15 protein-coding genes are annotated in these 23,327 nt (G+C 63.6%); 10 read left to right on the forward strand and 5 right to left on the reverse strand.

The window, feature by feature from the left end:
• Positions 1-210: 210 nt before the first annotated feature.
• Positions 211-1,443: a MinD/ParA family protein gene (locus ACFTR6_RS18025; protein ID WP_377958873.1), complete on the forward strand. Its 1,233-nt coding sequence runs from the start codon at positions 211-213 to the stop codon at positions 1,441-1,443.
• A gap of 889 nt (positions 1,444-2,332) precedes the next feature.
• On the opposite strand, the gene ACFTR6_RS18030 is transcribed toward ACFTR6_RS18025, so the two are convergent.
• The 3 genes from ACFTR6_RS18030 to ACFTR6_RS18040 all read right to left on the reverse strand — a co-directional run bounded on the left by ACFTR6_RS18030 (position 2,333) and on the right by ACFTR6_RS18040 (position 4,511).
• Positions 2,333-2,551 (reverse strand): hypothetical protein, encoded by a 219-nt coding sequence (locus tag ACFTR6_RS18030; protein WP_377958874.1) that lies wholly within the window; start codon positions 2,549-2,551, stop codon positions 2,333-2,335.
• A 161-nt stretch (positions 2,552-2,712) separates the two neighbouring features.
• A complete protein-coding gene (locus tag ACFTR6_RS18035; RefSeq protein ID WP_377958875.1) occupies positions 2,713-2,895 on the reverse strand; it encodes a hypothetical protein in 183 nt (60 codons plus the stop codon).
• A gap of 26 nt (positions 2,896-2,921) precedes the next feature.
• Positions 2,922-4,511: a glycosyl hydrolase family 28-related protein gene (locus tag ACFTR6_RS18040; RefSeq protein ID WP_377958876.1), complete on the reverse strand. Its 1,590-nt coding sequence runs from the start codon at positions 4,509-4,511 to the stop codon at positions 2,922-2,924.
• 383 nt (positions 4,512-4,894) lie between these two features.
• Between ACFTR6_RS18040 and ACFTR6_RS18045 the strand changes: the two genes are divergently transcribed.
• Genes ACFTR6_RS18045 through ACFTR6_RS18055 form a run of 3 tightly spaced genes read left to right on the forward strand, consistent with a single transcriptional unit; the run spans position 4,895 to position 6,894 of the window.
• Complete coding sequence (locus ACFTR6_RS18045; protein ID WP_377958877.1) at positions 4,895-5,305, forward strand: hypothetical protein; 411 nt, start codon at positions 4,895-4,897, stop codon at positions 5,303-5,305.
• A gap of 24 nt (positions 5,306-5,329) precedes the next feature.
• Complete coding sequence (locus tag ACFTR6_RS18050) at positions 5,330-5,536, forward strand: hypothetical protein (protein ID WP_377958878.1); 207 nt, start codon at positions 5,330-5,332, stop codon at positions 5,534-5,536.
• Positions 5,533-6,894, forward strand: a complete 1,362-nt coding sequence (locus ACFTR6_RS18055; RefSeq protein ID WP_377958879.1) for a hypothetical protein — start codon at positions 5,533-5,535, stop codon at positions 6,892-6,894. The genes ACFTR6_RS18050 and ACFTR6_RS18055 overlap by 4 nt, the downstream gene beginning before the upstream one ends.
• A gap of 620 nt (positions 6,895-7,514) precedes the next feature.
• Here the strand turns inward: ACFTR6_RS18055 and ACFTR6_RS18060 are convergent.
• Positions 7,515-8,036 (reverse strand): hypothetical protein, encoded by a 522-nt coding sequence (locus ACFTR6_RS18060; protein ID WP_377958880.1) that lies wholly within the window; start codon positions 8,034-8,036, stop codon positions 7,515-7,517.
• A gap of 730 nt (positions 8,037-8,766) precedes the next feature.
• Between ACFTR6_RS18060 and ACFTR6_RS18065 the strand changes: the two genes are divergently transcribed.
• The 5 genes from ACFTR6_RS18065 (at position 8,767) to ACFTR6_RS18085 (ending at position 20,144) form a co-directional block, all read left to right on the forward strand.
• Complete coding sequence (locus ACFTR6_RS18065) at positions 8,767-9,840, forward strand: acyltransferase family protein (protein WP_377958918.1); 1,074 nt, start codon at positions 8,767-8,769, stop codon at positions 9,838-9,840.
• Positions 9,841-10,199: 359 nt separating this feature from the next.
• Entirely contained in the window at positions 10,200-12,416 is a 2,217-nt protein-coding gene (locus ACFTR6_RS18070; RefSeq protein ID WP_377958881.1) for a S8 family serine peptidase, read from the forward strand.
• Positions 12,417-12,581: 165 nt separating this feature from the next.
• A complete protein-coding gene (locus ACFTR6_RS18075; RefSeq protein ID WP_377958882.1) occupies positions 12,582-14,051 on the forward strand; it encodes an NCS1 family nucleobase:cation symporter-1 in 1,470 nt (489 codons plus the stop codon).
• An 830-nt stretch (positions 14,052-14,881) separates the two neighbouring features.
• Positions 14,882-15,808: a 4-hydroxy-tetrahydrodipicolinate synthase gene (dapA, locus tag ACFTR6_RS18080; RefSeq protein WP_377958883.1), complete on the forward strand. Its 927-nt coding sequence runs from the start codon at positions 14,882-14,884 to the stop codon at positions 15,806-15,808.
• A gap of 511 nt (positions 15,809-16,319) precedes the next feature.
• Positions 16,320-20,144, forward strand: a complete 3,825-nt coding sequence (locus ACFTR6_RS18085; RefSeq protein ID WP_377958884.1) for a Pls/PosA family non-ribosomal peptide synthetase — start codon at positions 16,320-16,322, stop codon at positions 20,142-20,144.
• Positions 20,145-20,982: 838 nt separating this feature from the next.
• Here ACFTR6_RS18085 and ACFTR6_RS18090 read toward each other — a convergent pair.
• On the reverse strand, positions 20,983-21,684 hold the full coding sequence (locus ACFTR6_RS18090; RefSeq protein WP_377958885.1) for a hypothetical protein: 702 nt from the start codon (positions 21,682-21,684) through the stop codon (positions 20,983-20,985).
• 359 nt (positions 21,685-22,043) lie between these two features.
• Here ACFTR6_RS18090 and ACFTR6_RS18095 point away from each other — a divergent pair, with 359 nt between their 5' ends.
• A complete protein-coding gene (locus ACFTR6_RS18095) occupies positions 22,044-23,309 on the forward strand; it encodes a S1C family serine protease (RefSeq protein WP_377958886.1) in 1,266 nt (421 codons plus the stop codon).
• The last annotated feature ends 18 nt before the right edge of the window (positions 23,310-23,327 follow it).

The raw sequence follows: 23,327 nt of genomic DNA on the forward strand, positions 1-23,327 counted from the left end.
GCTACGTGGCATTGGGCATCCTCCTGATGGTCACTGTCGGTGTGGTGGTCGCCGCTCTAACTCAAAGTTGAAGTCATCCAGTCGGCAACTGCCGAGTGGGCTGCCAAGGGTGCTGACCATTTCGGTGTACGCCAGCACTTAGAATGGGTTTTTGACCAAGCCAATCGACCACCGCAGCGGGACGCGTTGCGAGCCCGGGGGGACTGAACCATGCCTGAACCAGCGGACAACCGATTAGCCGAGGCCGACACTGACGAGGAGCAGCCCAAGCTCCGACGACGCTTCCGCCGCCGCAATGCCGATGGCTCCGACGCTTGGACAGGAACCTTTCCCGCCGTGACACCTGAGCCCACCGCACCGCCTCGTCCCATCCGCAGCTCATCCTGGGCGGAAGCAGCCGCCGCAGCGGACGCGCTGTCAGAAATTCCCCCTGCGCCGCCGGCGCCAGCTCGCCAGCCGGCGGGAGCGCCGCCGTCGAACGTTCAGGAACGCCTCCCGGAGTCTCAGGTGCAGGTAGCCGACGCCACCGCCTTGCTGACGTCCTTTGTCCGTGAACAGAAGCCCCGCCCCAAGAAGGGCTTCCGCGGCTTCCTGTACCGGGCAACCGGCGGGGCCTGGAACCTCGGCCCGAGTGCGCTGGAACTCGAGGAGGAAGCGCTGGCCCGCCGGATTTCCCGTCAGCTACAGGGCAGCTATAACACCGCCGTGCTCAGCCTCAAGGGCGGGATCGGGAAGACTTCCACCACCGTGGGCGTCGGGCTTACGCTCGCCGAGTTCCGCGGCGACCCGCCCTGCGCCATCGATGCAAATCCGGACTCCGGCGATTTGGTGGAACGTGCCCTGGGTGAGGGCATCTACCAGAAGGCCACCCCGCGTACGATCACTGACCTGCTCAGGAACATCGATTCCGTCGACTCGCTCACAGAGCTTTCCCGCTACATGCATCACTCCGGCCGACTGCACCTCATTGCCGGTGAGCAGGACCCTGAGGTGTCAGACTCGCTCACCGCCGAGGAGTACCTGCGGATCCGCAAGCTCATCTCCAGCTACTACTCCGTGGCGCTGACTGACTGCGGCACCGGGGTGACACACAATGCGATGAGTGGGATTCTTCAGTCGGCGGATAACTTGATCATCGCCGCTGGGTACGCCGTAAGCGGCGCCAAGCGGGCCCGCAGCACCCTGCAGTGGCTCGCCGGCCACGGGTACGAGGACCTCGCCTGCAACGCGATCGTGGTGATCACGGACAAGGATGAGGTGTCCAACCGTGTGGACAAAGACGCGATCGAGGAGCACCTTGCGGGGATGTGCCGCGAGCTCATCGCTGTGCCACACGACAGGGGAGTTGCTGACGGTGACCTTGTGACACTCGATCATCTGAAGCCCGAGACGCGCAGGGCGTACAAGGAGATCGCAGCCGCGATCGTGGACGGGTACCGCTAAAGTTTGACAGCTGATGAGCGAGTAGAAGTTCCGCCGTGTCAACGCTTCCCGTGGAGACAGGGTCAGCGAAGTACGGCGGGGTCAGGAGCACGACCGGATCTTTTGGGCCTGCCAGCATGCAAGTAGTCGGGTGTTCGGGGCAATGAAATACAGGTACTGACTACTGATGTCCTTGCTGCCACCGGCTGCCTAGCTTTGGATATGGGCAACGAGGTGAAGATTCCAGTCGCGCTGTTTGGATGCAAAGGTGGTGCAGTGTGGGTCGCGCACGACGTGTTCATAACCAGATGTGCAGGAGGGGACATACTGGTCGAGCGTTGGTACGCGCGGGGCGTCAGGTCTTGCGTTGTCCGCGCTGATAGTGAAGGTTTCATGCGCACCATATGGCTAAAGCTGAATGAGATCGCTGTGAACGGGGCTTCCTCGCTGCCAAACAGGTAAAATCTGCCCACGCAACTTGGGCACGCAGATGGTGAGGCACGCCGGAGACCGTCTCGCGGTTCTTTCGTTTTTGAGCGGACTCCGGTGGCTTGCGGGCACAAGCGGGCGGCACTGCTTGGTCAAGCGTCGGCAGAAGAGCTTTCTAAGCGCCTACGTGCCGATCGGTCCAGCACTCCTCACCCATCTGGAGATCATCTCCAGCGGCTGTGTTGGCTTGACACCGGCTAACTGGCAGCGGCTATCGGCGTGCCGCCGTCCCAATCGGGGTGGGCGGCCTGCCGAAAGTTCCCGCTGCTCGTCGGTCTTATTTGGATTTGCCCACCTTGAAACCCTGTACGCCAATGCTCACGGTTATAGTAAGTCTCCAAGCGGTTGGAGTTGGAGAATGTAGGGCACAGCTCGGCAGTGTACCTCATTTGCAAGGACACGCCGCTGTCGTACCCCCGGTTTAAGCTGCCTTCACCATAATCTTCGGTCCACCAGCCGAGGCGTTCGCCCCGACCCAGATGCCGAGACCGCCCGTGACGCCGGTCATGTACGAACGGTTGAGCGCAGCGGTAGCGGACGTGCCTACGAACGTCGTGGACGCAACCGGAGGCAGCCCGGCGTTACCCACCGAGCGGACTGTCGGCGTGACGCCCTGTGCGACCGCTGCAAGCCAGTACAAGCCCGGATCCAACCGCTTGCCGATCGGATCGCCTTGACGCCGACAGCCGTCGCGGAATCCACTTTCCCGCGTCCAGGAGTACCGCGTCGGGGGTGTCCAGTGAGCGGTTGTTCGTGTAGATGCCAAGTCGGATGGTGCTGCGGGCCGCAACGGTTGTGACCTCATACTCGCGCCTCGATGGCACGGAAGTACGGGACATCGTTCGCCTTAGCTCCAACCGGGATGTTCAGCGTCAGTCGCTCCATGTCGCAGACGTAAAAACCGCTGCCTGGAGACGGGTTGATGCCAATGCACGGGCCACCCGTATCGCGCACGGCGATATCGACAAAGGTCGCCGAGGACATGGCCGGTCTTATCTATCCGCCGGCACTCATAGCGAAAGCCACTGCTTTCCGTCACTGAAGTAGGTTGCCTTCGCCCACCGGATTAGGGTGTGGGAAGCGGCGCCGTCGATAGTTTTGAATGTTCCAGCGCTCACAACTTTCGCGTTGCTGGTATGGATATTCTTGACTGTGAATCGGGTACGCCCGGCCGTGACCGTCGTTGGGTCGGGCAGCGTGATCGTTACAGCTGCCCCATTCGTCACCAGCGGGGCGCATTCACCATCGATGAGGGTGTAGTTGCCGGACTTCACTACCGGCCCGATGTAGGTGCTTAGGGGCTTCCGAGTGATCGTGGTGTTGAGGGTTAGGCCCTGCGTGCTGATATCCACGTATGTTTTACCTGCTGCGGCATAACCCTGAATGTCCATTGTGGTCAAGTCCAAGCCGGAGCAGTTGACGATGCTGATCTGGTATGGGCTGACAGCGTATGTGCCCCGGATAACCAGGGGCGGCTTCGGCGTGATCTGGTAGTTGATGGCCACGTTGCGGATGGATAGGTTCGTACCCAGCATCGGGGCGATGGCAATATTCGCCTTGCCTTGCATGACGGCCTGAACCGTCCACACTGCGCCGTCAACCGATAGCGCACCAGGCCCGGTGATGTTGAATATCTGTCTGGAACCCTCGCTGCACCATCCCCACACATCGACTTTCGCGGTGCTGTCCAGTTGGACGTCGATGCCGCAGGCGTTGAATGTGGCATTATAAAGGGTGTGCTGTGCGCTGGTCTTCAACCCGATTCCGCAAGCATTGAAGCAGACGTTCTGGCTCTCTCCCCATATTGACTGGCTGTTGGGCAAGGCCAGCCCCACAGTGCACTGGGACAGAACGACGTCCTGGAAGCTCATCTGGTCGTTGTTCGCATTCGCGCCTCCAAAGCGGATTCCGTTGTCCATGGCCATCGTGCCCGAGGGGGTGGCTGGGGTCGCCCAAGGGAATCCCCCGATCGTGACCCTGCTGAATTTGATCTCCGCGTTCGTGCCAATGGAGCCGCCAGCAGAGTTGAAATAGAACCCGTCCGAGGGGCGGTTAGTGACATTGCCAAGGACCAGCATATTTTCCACGGAAACGAAACGAGAATCGGTAATGGTAAACATCGGGATGCCGGCCGGCCCATCCCAACGGATGACCGATGCGGCACTAGGCGATGGCACGAAGTTTGACGGGTTACCAATACCGCGCCCCATCAGCGTTACGCCCTTCTGCGCGATCAGGATGGTCTTGGTGATCCGAAGTGTGCCAGGAATAAGGATCGTAACGGCAGGTATACCCACCCCGCCGGATGCGGCGGCGATGGCGGATTGAAGCGCCGCACTGTCATCGTCGATGCCATTGCAAACGGCTCCATAGTCGCGGACGTTGACGATCAGTTCGCCCTTACCAACGGGCCTACCCCCGCCTTCAGGCGCATAGATGGCGGAAAGGTCAGGAATCTGTGCCGGCGGGATTTTCGCAGCAGCATCCAGAGTGGCTACACCTTGTGCGGCCCCTTTCTCGGCAACGGGGACGTACGCGATGGCTTGGTCGGTCGTGGCGGCGTTGGCGGTGGTGACGGACATCGCCGTGGCGCCGGTCAAGGCAGTTACCATAGTCCCGAATCTGAGAAGCCCGCGACGTTTAACGACGGCATCCTCGCCAGATGTCGGCTGACTATTCCCTAGAGACTCCCTGTCCATGTGACGAAGGTATTCGTTGGGGAGCTGCATCAACCACCGTGGCCGGTACCCGATTATCAGTGGGGGCCTACGTGGATGCTACCTCAGGGTAGCTCTCAGTACTTGGGTACCAGGCTGAGCTGCCTCGTGGGGCCGGTAGGATCGACCTCATGACTTTTCGTGGGGGGCCACTGACGACCGGGCTTCTATCGGTAGCGATGGTGGCCCTTTCGGGGTGTGCCCCGCAGGAATCGTCGGGCTTAAGCTGCCGTGTCGCCACCTGCAGTGATGCGACGGAGCCAGTCATGCCGGAGACTATGCCTACTTCGTCCGCGCCAGAGCCTCCGAAGAAGAACACGATCGTCCCTAACGACCGGTGCATCACCTTGTCTAAGCCGGCGCTGGCGGCTGTTGCGTCCGGGGCGAAGGACCCGAGTGAGTTCATTCCGGTGATGGGTGTTGCGCTGAAGCCTGAAGGCCCCTACGTCAGCGGCTGGTATTTGATCGCGGTGAACTTCAAGCCTGGAGCAGACCTTTCCGGGGGGATAGTCGCGGTCTTTGGCTCACCCACGATCGAGCCCGGCCCCGACCTTACCTCCGTGAACGGGACCGCAGCCTTCTACACGAACTGGCCTTCCGGGAAATCAATGTTCACCCGCCACCAAACAATCAATGATGCCTATATCGCTGAGGGTTGCGTTCACACCCAGGGCTAGCCGGTGGGAAGGTAGGATTGGCCCATGCATATGGGGGACTCATCCACTTCTGATAAGCACGCTTCCGGCCTCTTCGGCTTCCTCGCCCTGTGGAAGGCGGAGCGGGAACGCGAGGTGTACCCGCAGTATCCGGGGCTGAAGCCTACTGCCAAGATGCGCGAAACCCTCGCTGCTGTTGCCGTGGCGTCGCTGGTCGCGGTGATGCTCGCTGTGTACTTCCTCGGCATATGAGGCGCAAGGTTTCCCCGGCCCTGGCGCTATGGCTGGTCCTCATCGCGTTGGTGAACCTGCTGAGCGGGTTCGGTATGGACTGGCAGACCGTCCAATTCACCCTAGGCGCGCTCGGCATCCTGTTCTGCGCCAGCGGCTTCTGGGCAGACGGGAAGCAGCGCATCACCGCACCGGGCATCGCCCTGTTCACCGCGGGTCTGTTCATCTTCTTCCCAGGCTGTGCGCTGCTGTTCGACAAAGGCTTAGGACTGTCGGACGTGAGCCTCGTCCCCGCACTAAACATTGCCTTCGTGACGCACCTGCTGTGGTACTATCTGGCCTGGAAGCCCCGACCTCAGACAGAGGTAGTGGTCCAGCCGGTCGATCCCAAGGTTGCGCAGTGGGGCATGTGGATGGGCCTGCTGATGCTGGGCTCCGCTGTCGCCGCTTCCCAGACCTCGCTTGCCGCTAACCCTTTCGTGGAGGGGGCCGCCTATCTGGGTATCGTGCTGTTCGCCCTGTCTGCCCTGCGGCGTGAGAAGAAGATTGTCTTCGTCTACGTCGTCATCGGCTTAGCGTTCCTCGCCTACATGGAGTTCATCTTCAGTGGCTTCGGCAGGATCAAGCTCGGCTCCCTCGCTCTGGCCCTCGCGTTGCTGGCCTCCCACCGGTGGGGCAAGCGGGCCGTGAAGGCCGGGCTGTTGGTCGGCATCGTGCCGGGCCTCGCCTACCTTGCAGCGTCCCGCGCCGAGTTCACAGCGACCCTAAACCCCAACCAAGCGGACAACGTGACCGGCCTCGGTTCCGTGATCGGCCCGGCCGCCCGCTTCGCACAACTGCTGGACATGAACACTGCAGGCGAGCTGACATACACGTGGGGGCAGACATTCTTCTCGTCGCTGGTGTCGATGGTGCCCCGCGAGGTCTGGCCGACTAAGCCCGTAGGATTCGGGGCGGAGCTCGCTGACCTGTTCCGGCCTGACCTTGCCGGGTCCGGGCATTCCGAGCTGGCCCTGTTCTATGGCGAATGGGTGTACGGCTTCGGAGTCCTCGGCCTTGTCCTCATGGTGCCCGTCTACGGCTGGTTCGTGAATCGCCTCGACGGGCTGCTGGTGAACCGTCAGCCGACTGCCGTGTCCACGATCAGCGGCCTGCTAATGCTCGCTACGGTCACGATCCTGGGGGCCAGCATCGTTGACCTGCTGTGGGGCGGGACCTTCACATACGCCTCCCGAGTGGGGCCGCGTCTGATTATCATCGCCGCCCTGTGGGCTGCGTTCGGGTGGTCCCTGCCGAAGGCTAAGCCCCTGCCGGTCCCGCCGAGGGGGCGCCAGTACCTCGTTCGCAAAGACAAAGCACTGGCGCACTCTCAGGGCTGAACGGCCTTCACCATGATCTTCGGCTCGCCAGCCGAAGCGTTTGCTCCTGCCCGTGCCGAGCGCGCCGGTTACGCCGGTCATGTGGGTGCAGTTGAGCGCCGCCGTCGCGGACGTGCCAACGAACGTCGTTGCAGCAACCGGGGGAAGTGGCACGTTGCACACGGAACGAATGGCCGGGGCACCGCCCTGCGCGACCAGGGCGAGCCAGTACAGGCCCGGTTCCAGATGCTGGCTGATCGCAATCGCCTTCACTCCCGTAGTTGTCGCGGGGTCCACCGTGCCAGCGTCCAGCAGCAGGGCATCCGGCACGTCGGTAGAGCGGTTGTCCGTGTAGATGCCCATCCGGATGGTGCCACCCGCGGCTACGGTCGTGACCTCACACTCGATACTGTTGGCCGTGAAACCGTTGGGCACGTAGAACGGGATCGCCAGCAGCGTGCCCGCCGCCAGCGCGGACGTTGACGGTGCGATGTTGGCGGGGCCGTATTAACGTCAGGTAATGATCCTCGTACCCTCGCCGCGTTCACCCCGAGGTAGGCATCCCGTGTGGTGTTGGTGGGGCTGTTTGCTGTCGTCCAAGACAGCGGGATCCGGGGCGGTGGAGACAGTGCCGACGAGGTTCACGTCGATGTTCGTCTCGTCGGCCGCGATGACAACGTTGGTGCCGCGGTAACCCGTCGTGCCGTGCCCCGGTTGCGGGGCTGCTGCATGTCAACGCCCATGTCCAGATCGTTGGTGTTGGTGCCCTTGCCAGGAGTGACGCCGGTCAGGAGATTACCGCCAGTGTCCGGGACAGCCGGTGCGGTGAACCGGAAGTAGCTGGTCCCCGCCGCGTCATCCTCCTTGAACACGTCGAACCGCTGGAAGTCACGAATGGCGTTGGTGTTGTTGGCGTGCGCCACCAGCGTGCCGCCGTCCGGGACGTGCAGGTTCTTGAGCCACCAGGCGTCGTACAGGTTGTCATGACCCGAGTAGGAAGCACTGCCCGCGATGACCACCGCACCGGACACGCCCACGTCCGCTGTCGTGAGGATGGAGGGCAGACCGATGCCCCGGAACCTGTTCCCGTTCGCTTCAATGGCGCGGAAGTACGGGACATCATTGGCCTTCGCACCCGCAGTGGTGGGAGTCAGGGGCTCCATGTCACACAGGTAGAAGCCGTTGCCCGGCGTGGGGTTGATGTCGAGACACGGGCCACCTGTGTCCCGCAGGTGATGTCCACGAAGGTGGTGAGGACATGGCGTCGAACTTCATCCCGGCATTCGCCTTGGTCGGGTCGGCCATACCGGATCCGCGCACCAGGAAGTCGCTGTGTCGGACCTTGGCCGTGAAGGCGCTGGTCGGCGGCACCCATCCGGTCCAGTCTGCGTACTGGCATAAAAGACTGTGCCGGTGGGGTTGGACGACGTGTCGGCTGTGCCTGCGCTCCGCAGGATCACCGATCGTCCAGGCATGGCGAACCCATTTCCTCACGTTGTAGACGCCCGTCGGGAGGAAAACGATGGATCCCTGCTTATAAGTTCGGCGGCGTCAAACGTCGCGTTTAGCGCTGCCAAGGTCTTCGGGCAGGTGTAAGCGGCCCATCGAATCTTGCAAGGTGGTAGAAAAGTCCGGAAGCTGGGACGTCGGGACCTTGGCTTCGAGGTTCAAGGCTGCTAAGCCCAACACCGCGCATTTCCGTAACGGGAACGTATGCGTTCAATGCCGCTGTGTCGATGGGAGCTGCCTGCGCGTCGGCCGCACTGCTGGTTGATACAGCGGAAGCACCGTAAATGCAGTGAAGAGCGATGGCTCAAACCCGCCCGGTAGACTAGACGGCTTATTGCCGTCACCCCTGGAGGAAAAACCATTTCACGCACCCGCCTTGATTCACTGACAGGTCTGCGGTTCATTGCCGCCATGCTCGTGGTTCTGTATCACGCGGCAGTGACGCTGGTGCCGGAGATGTACCCGCTGGTGTCCATGGGGCAGACGGGCGTGACGTTCTTTTTCCTGCTGTCCGGCTTCGTGCTGGCCTGGTCCATGAAGCCAAGCACCTCCAAGCGCCAGTTCTACTGGCGCCGGTTCGCACGGATCTGGCCGCCGCATGCACTCACCGCTGCGGCCGCCGTCGTTCTTGCCTTCTTTTCCCAGGGTGACCAGTCGCTGCCCAGGCTCATTGCCTCGCTGCTGCTGGTGCAGGCCTGGCTCGGCCAGCAGGAGTGGGTCTACGCCTACAACGGGGTGTCCTGGTCGCTCTCCTGCGAAGCCTTCTTCTACGCAGTGTTCCCTTTCCTGGCGGTGCGGCTGTCACGCCTCGAACCGGGGCAGCTCCTCCGGATCGGCGCCGCGGTCTTTGCCGCCGCTGCCTCCCTCATCTCCCTCCTGCTCGCCCTTGCCCCCGGCTTCGACTGGGGCGCCCTGTTCTACACGTTCCCAGCCTTCCGGATCGCGGAGTTCACCGTGGGCATCTGCCTCGCCGTCGCGATGCGGAAAGGCTGGAGGCCCCGCTTCGGCCTGCGCGCCGGCGCGGCGGCGGCCATCGGCTCCTTTCTCCTGCTCGAGGTGGTCGACGGCATCGCGCCCTGGCATACTGCGGGGCCGCTGTCGGGCGCCCTTTGCATTCCCGGCTTCGCCCTCCTGATCGCTGCCTATGCCGAACGAGACCGCACCGGCAGCGGGCCCACCTTCGCCAGCGCCCCGGCCATGGTGAAACTGGGCGAATGGTCCTTCGCGCTGTACCTGGTCCACGAGCTCGTGCTGCGGGGTGCCCTGGAACTGGGCCCGGAGACCCTTGCCGAGCGGGCCATGTATGCCGTCCTCGGAATTGCCGTCTCCATCCCGCTCGCCGGCGCCCTGTACACGTTCTTTGAGCGCCCCGTTGAGGCCCGGCTCAGGAACCGGCGCCCTAGTGGCGGCCCCGTGGCGGACACGCCTGAGCCCGAGAAGGTTCTGGTGAGCAACTGACATCGGCCACAGTGCTGTCCAAGGTAACTCCAAGGACTTCCGCGTAGCGTCGGGCAGCATGGGCAAGCCGAATCTCAAGCGTTTTCAACAGCGTCAGGTGCGGCAACGCCGGCTGAAGGTTCTTTCCTACGTTGGACTCGTGCTCCTGGCCTTGGCGACCGCAGCCGTTGTCTGGATGGCACTGACACGCTGACAGTTACTTGGCCGCGTCGCACCTGCGTAACTATTTCGGGACGACAGGACCCGCTATACCGTGCCCGAGGGCACTGCCGCTAAACTCGATCCTGAACGCGGCGGGGGCCGCGACTCATAACTGCGCCCCGGCACCAGCGGCTGGGGCGCCGTACAGGATGGTCTCGATGTCACTTACGCGCCGAACACGCTTCTCTGCTGCCATCATGTCCGCCGGCATCGCCGGCCTGGTGGCATCGGCCCTCGTTGTGCCTCCCGCGTCAGCGGCCGACGGCGATCCCCACCTGCCGTCCATCCCGCGCCGGCCGTCTGTCTCCACCGCGCCCACGGACCAGTTCATCGTGAAGTACAAGAGCGCCGGCCGGTCCTCCTCCGCCCTGCGCGCCCAGTCGTTCAACCGTGCGGCCGCCAAGCTCGGCGCCACCGGACAGGACCTGCGGGCCACCGTCAACGGCGCGCGCGTGGTGCGCACCAGCAAGGAACTTGGCCAGGACGACGCCGACAAGCTGCTCGCCTCCCTCCGCGCCGATCCCGCCGTCGCCTACGCCGAACCGGACGTGAAGCTGCAGGCCAAAGCCGCGGACCCGAACGACACGTTCTTCCCCTGGCAGTGGAACCTGTCCGCAGAAACCGGCGGCATCAAGGCCACCCGCGCCTGGGACGTCACCCAGGGCGCCGGCCAGGTGGTGGCCGTCATCGACACCGGCAAGACTGATCACGTTGACCTGAACGCCAACATGCTCCCCGGCTACGACATGATCGCCGATGACAGCGACGCCCGCGACGGCGACGGCCGGGACCCCGACGCCACGGACGAGGGCGACTGGTCCACCGCAGGCCAGTGCAGCAGTGGTTCGTTCGAAATGGCATCCTCCTGGCACGGCACCCATGTGGCCGGCGTCATCGCCGCCGTCGCCAACAACGCCGAAGGCGTCGCCGGCATCGCGCCCAAGGCCAAGATCCTGCCGGTCCGCGTACTGGGCCCCTGCGGCGGACAGCTTTCCGACATCGCCGACGCCATCATCTGGGCTTCCGGCGGCGCGGTGGACGGTGTGCCGGCCAACCCCAACCCGGCCCGCGTGATCAACCTCAGCCTCGGCGGCAGCACAGACCCCGAAAACCCCGTCTGCCCGCGAACCTTCCAGGACGCCATCGACGCCGCCACCGCCCGGGGCTCGGTGGTGGTTGCGGCCGCCGGCAACGAGATGGCGGACGCCTCCACCTCCAGCCCGGCAAACTGCGACAACGTCATCGCCGTCGCCGCCAGTGGCCGCACCGGCGCCCTGGCGCCCTACTCCAACTTCGGATCCGCCGTCGACATCACCGCCCCCGGCGGCGACATGAGGCCCACCAGCGTCATCGACCCGGACAGTGGCGTCCCCAACGGCATTCTCTCCACCCTGAACGACGGCGACCAGACCGCCGGGCGGGAAGCCTACTTCTTCGCCGAAGGCACCTCCGCCGCGGCACCGCACGTCTCCGGCGCGGCCGCGCTGCTGATGGCCCAGATGGGCCCGACGGCGACCCCCGCAGCCGTCGAAGCCCGCCTTAAGCGCACCGCACGGCCCATGCCCGACGACTGCCCGCAGGGCTGCGGCACCGGCCGGCTGGACGCCGCCACCGCCGTGCTGCACATCACCGCGGTCCTCGCCGCAGGGGACTTCACCGGTGACGGCAAGGCCGATATCCTGGCCCGCGAAAACTCCGGCTTCCTGTGGCTCTACCCGGGCAACGGTGCCGGCGGCTGGCTGGCCCGGAAGCAGGTGGGCTCCGGCTGGAACGGTTTGACGTCCCTCGTGGCCCCAGGTGACTTCAACGGCGACCGGCGCGCGGACGTTCTGGCCCGCGACGCCTCGGGCGCGATGTGGCTGTACCCGGGCAACGGCACAGGCGGCTGGCTGGCCCGCAAGCAGGTGGGCTCCGGCTGGAACGGGTTCACCGCCATCGTGGGCGCGGGCGACCTCAACGGCGACGGCAAGGCCGACGTGCTGGCCCGCGACACCACAGGCGTCCTCTGGCTCTACCCCGGCAACGGGCGGGGCGGCTGGCTGGCCCGGAGCAAGGTGGGCTCGGGCTGGAACGCGATGACCGCCGTCGTGGGCCCCGGCGACCTGACCGGCGACCGCAAGGCCGACCTCCTGGCACGCCACGCCGACGGCGTCCTGTTTCGCTACTCCGGCAACGGCCGCGGCGGCTTCGGCAGCAGCGTCCGGCTGGGATCCGGCTGGAACTCCATGACCACCATCACCGGCCGCGGCGACTACAGCGGCGACGCCCGGACGGACATCCTGTCCGTGGACACCAACGGCACGCTCTGGCTCTACCGCGGCAACGGCCTGGGCGGCTTCTCCGCGGCCACGCAAGCCGGCACCAACTGGGACTAAAACCCACCAAGCGCGAACGTACACTTGTGGCCCTCGCGCACTTGCCGGGCGTGCCCGCCGATCCATAAAAAGTGAAAAGGGAGTATATTAGCACTGGCAGATGCCCTTCTGTAATGCATTCAGAGTATTAATTTCAGAATGCGGAATTAGGGAAGTGAGGATTCCATGGCTCACACAATTCCCCCGGGTGCCAGTACGCGCCTGTACAACGAAGACCTGGCGCCGGCCGAACACCGCACATGGGGTTTCTACTCGCTGTTTGCGATGTGGATGTCCGATATCCACTCGCTCGGCGGTTACACCTTCGCGGCTGGCCTCTTCGCGTTGGGCCTCGGGGCCTGGCAGGTTTTCCTGGCGCTGGTTGTGGGAATCATCCTCGTTTTCTTCCTGATGAATTTCTCCGGCTACGCAGGCCAGAAGACCGGCGTCCCGTACCCGGTGCTCGCCCGGATCTCGTTTGGCACGTTCGGAGCCAACCTCCCGGCCCTCCTCCGTGCCCTCGTCGCCATCGCCTGGTACGGCATCCAGACGTGGCTCGCCTCCCGCGCCGTCATCATCATCGCGCTGAAGATTTGGCCCGAACTGGACGGGCTGACCCGGAACAACTTCCTGGGTGAATCCACCCTCGGCTGGCTCGCCTTCCTGCTGATGTGGTCGCTGCAGCTTCTGCTGCTCCGGAACGGCATGGAGACGATCCGGAGATTCCAGGACTGGGCCGGCCCGGCCGTGTGGGCGGTGATGGGCCTCCTGGTCATCTACATTCTGGTCAATGCAGGCTGGAACCTGTCCCTGGACCTGCCGGGAGGAACTGCGCAGTGGGGCACCACGCACGCCTTCTTTGCCGCCGTCGCGCTGACCGTGACCTACTTCTCCACCCTGATGCTCAACTTCTGCGACTTCTCCCGCTTCGCCCCGACCCGCAAGGCGGTGCGCACGGCGAACCTGTGGGGACTGCCCGTGAACTTCATTGCCTTCTCCGTGGTCTCCGTGGTGGTCACGGCGGGAACCTTCCAGCTCTATGGGGAGTACATCTACGACCCGGTGGAGATCGTCGGGCGGATCGGCAGCATCTGGGCCCTGCTGCTCGGCGCCGTGACCTTCGCTGTGGCGACGCTGGGAATCAACGTCGTGGCAAACTTCGTCTCGCCGGCCTACGACCTGGCGAACGTCTGGCCATCCAAGATCGACTTCAAGCGGGGCGGCCTGATCGCCGCAACGATCGCCCTCCTGATTACGCCCTGGAACCTCTTCAACAGCCCCGTGGTGATCAACCTGTTCCTCGGCGGCCTGGGTGCGCTGCTCGGCCCGCTGTTCGGAATCATCATGGTGGACTACTACGTGCTCCGCAAACAGCACGTGCTGGTGCCGGACCTCTTCATCGAGCAGGGCTACTACACCTACACGGGCGGCTGGAACCGCAAGGCGGACATTTCATTCGTCGTCTCCGCCGTGCCCGCAGTGGTTATTGCTCTCGTCCCCGTCTTTGGCGCCCTCTCGGCCTTCTCGTGGTTCATCGGAGCCGCCCTTGCGGCCGTGGTGCACTACGCCATCTCGCGCAACGACACGACGCTTGCCGCCTCGGTCAGGGCGGCAACCGAGGCGGAAATCGCAGAGGACGCGGCATCTCACCGCTGAAGGCTGCCGGTTGAACTCTGTATAGGGGGCCGACTTAGTCTTCGTACCGTCCTCGATTACGACTCAATGCATTTTGACGCCTTCTTATAGATAAGTGACGTGCCTTTAATTACGCGGCCCGTTATAGGTACCTAAGGACATACCGGCTGGTCAGTGCGGATGCGCGCAACCAAGTAATGCGTGGGGCCGAAAAACGAGTACTCACCGGGGATGCGAGCTAGTTGCACTTCACCTAGGGTAGGTAAACCTCAAGTCCTCTAGTCACAGGGGCGAAGTAGCGGCAAGGCCAGCTGGGGGAGCCTCGGTGCAGATAATGGAAGTAAACGGATCTGTGCCCTTTCTTGTCCTTACACGTCTACCTGCGCGATGAAGCGCAGTCACAATCGAAGCAAAAGAAAGAAAAATCCGAAGTTACGACGCTCGGATCCTCGCCTTCCGGTCTGTTTTGAAGCGCAGGGAAAGCGCCGGCTAAGAACCTCGGGTGGGCTGGCGCCGGATTAGGCCGTTGGCCATGGGAAATGCATCCAGGCGCTGTGATCGCGCGTCTGCGCCTTCGTCGCGCTTGGATAAACAAAAGCAGACAGCAGCTACAGGGGTGAACTCTGTCTTAGGACAAGTTTCCTAATGCGCCCCGGCTTCTTTGGACGCCAGTATAGAAGCTGACTTTCATTCTCTGGAACCTTTGCTGGCCTGCTCAGCAGCAGTTTAATCGCGTACATATTTTGGTAGGTGAATGACCATGATCCACAGACGGCAGAAGCAATTGGTACAGCGGGGAGCAACCCCGAGACCACCACGAGGGAATTGCCGCCGCGGCGGGGATGTGCACCATGGCGACTGAAGAATTCGGAGCAGTTCTAACGGCAATGGTGACTCCGTTCGATGGCCAGGGAAAGCTGGACCACGACGGGATCCCGGAGTTGGTGGAGTGGCTGATTAGGGAAGGCTGGAACGATGGGGTCGTCGTCAACGGAACCACCGGTGAGTCCTTCGCGACCACGGACCGGGAAAAAGCCGCAGTCGTCAGCGAAGCTGTCGATGTCGCCAACGGACGAGCCAAGATCATCGCCGGGGTAGGGGCGGCCGACACCCGCCACAGCATAGCCTTGGCGGAAATGGCCGCCGGTCTGGGCGCGGACGGGTTGCTCGTCGTCGCTCCCTATTATTGCCGGCCTACGCAAGCCGGCCTCATCCAGCATTTCCGTGCCGTTGCTGATGCGACTGCACTGCCTGTAATGCTTTACGACATTCCTAAACGGACGGGTATCGCCATTGAAGCCGAAACCCTCGTGGCGCTTGCCGAACATCCGCGCATAGTTGCTGTGAAGGACGCCAAGGGCGACCTGGGCTCCACTTCCTGGGTACTGAAGCACACCGGTCTGGCCTACTACTCCGGCGATGACGCCATGAACCTGCCGCTCCTTTCGGTGGGGGCTTCGGGCTTTGTCTCCGTGATAGGTCATGTAGTGGCCGACCAGTTGCGGGCCATGATGAATCACTACCTGAGTGGAAGAGTGGCCGATGCCCTGGCCATCCACCGTGACCTGATGTCCATCTACACCGGCATGTTCAGGTGCCCTGGATCAGCATCAGCGAAGGCGGCACTCAGGTCTTTGGGGTTGCCAGGTGGCCCCGTCCGTTCACCGCTCGTAGACCTCAGCGCCCGGGAGTACGAACTCCTTATGGAGGATCTGATGGCCTGCAGGGCCTACGCCGCCCAGCTCGGCCATCATCACGTGAGCAGCCTGCCGGCCTAGTTCTGCCGGTGCTCCTTTAAATCAGCCAATTCCGCCGGAACACCACCCGCCAAGGCTAGAGGCCTGCCCAAGCAGGTTAGGCCCATGGCGCCATCCCAACGCGCCCAAAAGCGGTCGGCCACATCCTCCCAGGGAGCCGTGCGCCCGAGCGCAGCCCCGGCGAGCTGTACCAGCAAGTAGATCGGAATCCAGAATGGGAAAACATACAGCCGAGCGACGAAGCGCAGGCTTGTTATTTGCACACCGTAATCGGACCCACAGACAAAACGCGACCAACTCCAAGCTGCTGCTCTCCATGCCGTACAAGGCACGGCTGGCAGGCCGGTCCACTTCCACACCGGTTGAAAAGAATCATCTTTCGCATCCACAGCAAGTCCTGCGCGCTGCGGGTCCAGCAAAACCTGTTGAATCCGGCTGCGTCCATTTCATTGATGAATTGGACCATGGCATCCGGCCTCAATCTGAGGCGGCGGTATTTCAGACCTGCCAGGCCCATCCGCCTCGGACCCTGATGGACATCATCCGGGAAACCATCCGGACCCATGCCGACGCACTGGCAATCGACGACGGAACAGTCCCGCTGACGTATAGGGAACTGGGCTTCGCTATCGATGCCGTGGCCCAACGGCTGCGGAGCCTGGATATCGGAGCCGGTGACCGGGTAGGCGTTAGGGCGCAGTCCGGATGCGCGGACCTTTACGTGGCCATTCTCGGAACCCTGGCCTCAGGAGCGGCCTACGTTCCCGTTGACGCAGATGACCCGGATGACCGTGCTGACGTTGTGTGGTCGGAGGCCGGGGTCTGCGCGGTCATCGGGGACCACCTGGAAGTGTCATCCAGGCCGGGTGCTGCGGGAACAGGATCACTAAGGGTCCCTGGCCTTGATGACGATGCATGGATCATCTTCACCTCCGGGTCGACTGGCAAGCCGAAGGGTGTGGCCGTATCGCACCGGTCGGCCGCCGCATGGGCGGACGCCGAGGCAGGGATGTTCTGTTCAGCGAAGCCCCTTGCCCCTGGTGACCGGATCCTGGCTGGCCTGTCCGTCGCCTTTGATGCCTCCTGTGAGGAGATGTGGCTCGCCTGGCGCAACGGCGCCTGCCTCGTTCCGGCGCCCAGAGCCATCGTCCGGTCAGGCGAAGACCTTGGCCCCTGGCTGGCACAGCGCAAAATAACCGCGGTTTCTACGGTGCCCACGTTGGCCGCGCTATGGCCCGCCGACACTCTTGAGCATGTTCGGCTTCTCATTTTCGGCGGCGAAGCTTGTCCCTCTGAGCTGATGAGCCGCTTGGCAGGGCCGGACCGTGAAGTGTGGAACACTTATGGGCCAACGGAGGCAACAGTGATCGCCTGCGGGGCCAGGTACGACGGTTCACAGCCGGTACGCATTGGACTTCCGTTGCCGGGATGGCTCCTCGCTGTGGTGGATGATGCCGGGCGGCCCGTCAAATGGGGTGAAGAGGGTGAGCTCATCATCGGTGGTGTGGGGCTGGGACGCTATCTGGACGCCGAAAAGGACGCCGAGAAGTTCGCACCGATGCCAAGCCTCGGGTGGGACCGCGCGTACCGAAGCGGCGATGTTGTACAGGCAGACCCCGCCGGCCTCGTCTTCAAAGGCAGGGCCGATGACCAAGTAAAACTTGCCGGGCGCCGCGTGGAGCTTGGTGAAGTTGACGCGGCCCTGTCGCGACTGGCGGGGGTGGCGGCCGCGGCGTGTGCTGTGCAAACCACCGAGAGCGGCAACAAGGTTCTTGTGGGGTATTTGGCGCCCGAGACCAGCGCAACAGTTGACCTCGGAAACGCCAGGCTGCAGTTGCTCGATTCGCTTCCTGCCCAACTGGTTCCCAACCTCTGTGTCCTCGAGATGCTTCCACTGAAAGCCTCAGGCAAAGTCGACCGGAAGGCTCTTCCGTGGCCCGTGCCGGACCACCGTGCCGACCAGCCACAACATCTCAGCGGCACCGCGAAGTGGCTCGCCGAACAATGGGAGTCGTTGCTGGGCCCGCTGCCTTTGACAGAGGACAGCGACTTCTTCGCTCTCGGGGGCGCCAGCGTCGCGGCCGCGCAACTCGTGGCCATGCTGCGGAAGCATTATCCGCAGGTTTCCATAGCCGATGTCTACGCCACTTCTGCGCTGGGTCCGATGGCGCGTTACCTTGATGGTCTTGCAACGACAGTCGAGAACGAGCACCGGGCGGCCGCCACACCGTGGTGGACGGGGCTGCTGCAGTACCCGCTTTTGTTGGTGTTCTATGGGATCACGGGGCTGAAGTACGTGACGGGGCTTGCGATCATCAGTCTGCTGCTCTTCCGCCTCGTTGGTGTTCCCTGGGTGCCGAACCCGCCACTCCTGCCGGTTCTGGTGGCATGGTTCGTCCTGTTTAGTGCCCCCTCCCGGTTCCTGGTGGCCGCCCTGTCTGCACGGCTTCTCACGCTGCGAGTACGGCCGGGAACCTATCCTCGAGGCGGACTGGTGCACCTCCGAGTTTGGGCCGCGGAGCGGATTGCTACTTATTGCTCGCTCGGTGCCCTCACAGGAACACCCTTTGCCGCCATGTATGGGCGGGCGCTGGGATGCAAGATCGGAAAGGACGTCCACCTGGATGCAATGCCTCCGGTGACCGGAATGGCCGTTATTGAAACTGGCGCCTCCATCGAGCACGGTGTTGACATGGCCGGCCATTGGATCGAGGGCAACCGGCTCCACATCGGACCAATAAAGGTGGGCAGCGGCGCGAGGGTTGGCGCCCGTTCGACCCTTCTGTGCGGAGCCGACATCGAACCCGGCGCCGAAGTGGATCCGGGCACCTGTGTGAACGGACGCGTCCCTGCACACCAGCTGTGGTCCGGCTCGCCGATGCAGCACTGCGGTGCGGCCGGCGACGGGTGGCCAGTGCGCCGCCCGTCCGGACGGCGGTCATTCGGCATCCACCTTCTGTACCCGCTGTCGCTGGTTGGCCTAAGCGTTGTCATGGCGGTGTCTGCTTTGCCCGGCGTGCTCTTGCTGCTGGTCGCAACACAAGGAAGCACCGGTCTTGACCAGGCCGCGTTGATCCTGGCAGCCGGAGGCCCGGTAGCCATCGTCGCCGGCTTTGGACTGTATCTGATGCTGACGGCCTGGGTGGTCAGGGGCCTCAGCCGACTGTTGAAGCCCGGATTCCAACCCATTACGGGAGCCTCAGCGTGGGCAGCATGGCTGACCGAGGTCCTGCTGACCCGATCCCGGGTCTCAGCCTACGGTCTTTATGCGAGCCTGCTGACCCCCGCCTGGCTGCGGTTCCTTGGGGCACGGGTGGGACAGCGCGTTGAGATATCGACCGTGGAAACCATGCCCCACCTGACGACGCTTCATGACCGCAGCTTTCTCGCGGATCATTCGATGGTCTCTTTTAAGCGGGTCCGCAGCGGCTGGCTCCATCTCGGGCATGCCAGCGTCGGCGAGAAATCGTTCGTGGGGAACTCCGCAACCGTTGGCCCTGACCGGAACGTCCCAAATCACTCCCTGATAGCCGTCCTGTCATCCGCCCCGGAGGAATTCCCGGAGGGGTCGTCGTGGTTCGGTCTGCCACCCGCTCCGTTGTCACGCCCGCAAGACCACAGCGACTCGTCCCGCACCTACAATCCTGCGCCGCATCTTGTGGCCGCCCGGGGTGCCGTCGAAGCCTGCCGAATTCTTCCTGCGATCATTGCCGGGTGGCTGGCCCTGGCAGCCACCTATGTCCTGGCGTCCCTGTACCTTCAGGCCGGTCTGTCAATGCTTCTGCTCCTGTCCGGTCCTGTCCTGCTGGCCACCGGGGTGGTTTCATGCCTTGTGGCGTTGGTGGCCAAGTGGATGCTGATGGGACGGTTCAAATGCTCGGAGCATCCGCTGTGGACCTCCTTCGTATGGCGCAATGAACTCGCTGACGTATTCTCTGAGTCGCTGGCAGTTGCAGGGCTGGTCGGCATGAGTATTGGCACTCCGCTGTTCAACCTCTGGCTGCGCTGTATGGGCACGAAGGTTGGCAGGCGTGTTTGGTGTGAAACCCGCTGGTTGCCCGAGTTCGATCTCATCCGTTTAGAGGACGGCGCCAGTGTCAATCGCGGCTGTGTTCTCCAGACCCATCTCTTTCATGACCGCATCATGCGCCTGGACGAAATCCGTTTGGGGAAGCACTCCAGCCTCGGGCCCAACAGCATCGTGCTGCCTGGGAGCTCGCTGGGCCCGGGTGCGGTCGTAGGTGGGGCTTCACTCGTAATGCGCGCCGAAACTGTTCCGGCGCACAGCCGGTGGGCCGGAAACCCGCTTCGCCACTGGACTCGATCCGATGATCGGGGGACAGATCAACCTGCATGAAAGTTCGGCAGAGCATAAGGAACCGCCCGGTTGTCCGGGCGGTTCCTTATTCGCGGCCAGTTGTAGTTCCATGAGGACATATCGGCTGGTCAGTGCGTATCCGCGCAACCAAGTAATAGGGGAGGCCGAAAAACGAGTACTTAATAGGGGTGCGAGCTAGTTGCACTTCACCTAGGGTAGGTAAATCTCAAGTCCTCTAGTCACAGGGGCGAAGTAGCGGCAAGGCCAGCTGGGGGAGCCTCGGTGCGGATAAGAGAAGTACGGGATCTGCACCCTTTCCTGTCCTTACACGTCTACCTGCGCGATGAAGCGCAGTCACAATCAAAGCAAAAGAATGAAAAATCCGAACTTATGACGCTCGGATAGTCGCTTTCCAGTCTGTTCGACGCGCCTGGACAGCGCCGGCGAAGAGCTCTGGTGGGCTGACGCCGGATTAGGCCGTTGGCCATGGGAAATCCATCCGAGCGCTGTAATCGCGCACCGCTGCGCCTTCGTCGCGCTTGGATAATCTGGTCGCTTGTTCTCCGTCCGGGCCCTTCGGAGCGAATAGGGGTGAACGCAGGGCTGTTTCCCATGGAATTCACATTTTTGAGTATCAAAGTGCAAATGGAAGTAACTAGGGCATATGTGCCCGCCTGGGATTGGGAGAAATCATGAGCACAAAGTGGGGTTTCGTTGGGATCGTGGCTGTCTTTGCCGTAGTGACAGTGATCTGCGCGGGGTTGTACCTGCTGGCGATTTTATAATCCCCGCAGTCGAGAGCAGTGTCTGCTGACAACTCACAGCTGCTCCAATAGCTGGCAAGGGGACGCGAGTGGCCGCCGGCTACACGCGCGGCTCAGCCATTCGTACCGTCCGGATCGGGGCTCCCGCCGCGGTTCTGCGCTTCGTCCGACCTACCGTCGCCACGGCCTGCCTCATGATCGTCGCGGCAGGAGTGGTTTCCGTGATGTTCGGCGTGACCGCACTCGTCACCAGCCGTCGCGGGATCTGTAGGGACGGGATCGACCTGCCTGAAGCCGGGGTCGACAGCCGGTGGTGTCTTGGTTGGAACCGGGGCCGCGCCCTTCTTGGCCGCGGCGTCCTCGGCTGCTTTCTTAGCTTCCGCGGCTTTTTTGGCAGCGGCAGCCTTCTTGGCTTCGGCGGCTTTGGCTGCCTTCTTAGCTTGGGCCGCTTCGGCGGCCTCCCTGGCCGCTTCGGCCTTCCCGGCTGCTGCTGCCTTGGCCGCGGCTGCTGCTTTGGCAGCAGCAGCTGCTTTCGCTGCCGCAGCCTCAGCGGCCGCTGCCTTGGCGTCAGCCTGGGCGTCTTCAGCCGCCTTCGCCTCAGCGCTCTTTACGGCCTCGGCAGCATTCCACTGGGAAACCCCGATTTCCGGCCCCTCGGTGGAACCCGCCCCGGTGCTGTAGCTGCCGCCGGTGCCGGCGGCCGCGGAGCCTGCAGGCTGGGGGTATGACGCCGGGTCGGCGGTACCTGCCTCACATGCCGAGGTGGCAAGCAGAACCGAGAGCATGGCAACGGACAGCAGACATTTCCTGCGCATGAGAACAAAATCCTCTTCGGGGGTGCGAAACGGGCAGGCCGCCGGGAAACGAGTCCTGCCCGAAAGTTGGGCGCGGTCTGAGGCAAAGCAAAGGCCGCTGCCCCCTGGGGACTTACCACACGAACGGGGACCCCGACTGTTCTGTCGGGCGTGTGCGCCAACCGGTGACACAAACGTTACATTGACCCGAAGCGACAGGCCAATTGTGTGATCCACGGCTATACATGGCAGCGTCATTAGGCGGTCCGCCGCCTTCACAGGCTCCGCACAGCACCGGGACAGAACTGCCAAAGCCCGGCTGGACAGGATGAGGGGAAAGCTCCGGGAACCGACGGAGCGGAACCCCTGAGGAGCCACCCATGTACACGGAGACCAGCCACGCCCCTGTCCCTCACGCCGCTGCGGTGCAAGAAACGGCGCGGCCGCGGGACAAAAAGCGGGTAGGTCCGGGTGTCTTCGTTACCTGCCTGCTGGCGGCCGGACTGCTCGGCGGGGGAGCGGCCACCGGTGCGGCGGCCCTGTGGCCCGACGCCCCGGCACGGGCGACCACCACGGCCCAGGCCGCGATCAGCCCGGTGATCGTCAACAACACCGAGAGCGTTAACGCCGTCACGGCCGCCGCCCAGAAGGCCTCGCCCAGCGTGGTGACCATCAGTGCCAGCTCCGGAAACTCCGGAGGCACCGGCTCGGGCATCATCCTGGACACCGACGGCCACATCCTCACCAACACCCATGTGGTGACCCTGGACGGGGCAGCCGCGGATGCCGCCGTCGAGGTCCGCCTCAATGATGGGCAGGTTTACAAGGCGACCATCGTGGGCACCGACCCGCTCTCCGACCTGGCCGTCATCAAAATCGACGCCGATGGGCTGACTCCGGCAACGCTCGGGGACTCCGGCGCCGTCAACGTGGGCGACACCGCCATCGCCATCGGCGCGCCGCTGGGGCTGAGCGGCACCGTCACGGACGGCATCGTCTCCGCGGTGAACCGCACCATCGAGACGGAGTCCTCCGCCACCTCCGGTGACGGATCGTCCGACGACGGATCCTCCCAGGGCGGGTCTTCGCAGAACCCGTTCGGTTCCCAGCAGGGCCTTTCGGCCTCGGCCCAGGATTCCATCAGTATCAATGTCATCCAGACGGACGCGGCCATCAACCCCGGCAACTCGGGCGGCGCCCTGGTGAACGCGCAGGGTGAGATCATCGGCGTCAACGTGGCCATCGCGTCCGCCGGATCGACCTCCTCGTCCACGCAGAGCGGCAACATCGGCGTCGGCTTTTCCATTCCGATCAACCAGGCGAAGCGGGTGGCCGGGGAGATCATCGCCACGGGTTCCGCCTCCCATGGCCAGCTGGGACTGTCCGTTCAGGACAAAACGTCCGGGTCGTCGTCGGACTTCACCGCCGGAGCGGAGGTGGCCTCGGTGACCTCCGGGTCAGCGGCGGACAAGGCCGGGCTGCAGGCCGGCGACGTGGTCACCGGCCTGGCCGGCCGGACCGTCACCGACGCCTCAGAGCTGACGGCTGCCGCCCGTGAGCAGGCCGCCGGGTCCACCGTGACGGTCACCTTCCAGCGGAACGGCCAGGAGCAGTCTGCGGACATCACCCTGGACGCGGCGTCCTAGGACACTTTCGCGGCAGCC

It is taken from the genome of Arthrobacter sp. NPDC057009 (assembly GCF_042673905.1).
Lineage (GTDB): Bacteria > Actinomycetota > Actinomycetes > Actinomycetales > Micrococcaceae > Arthrobacter.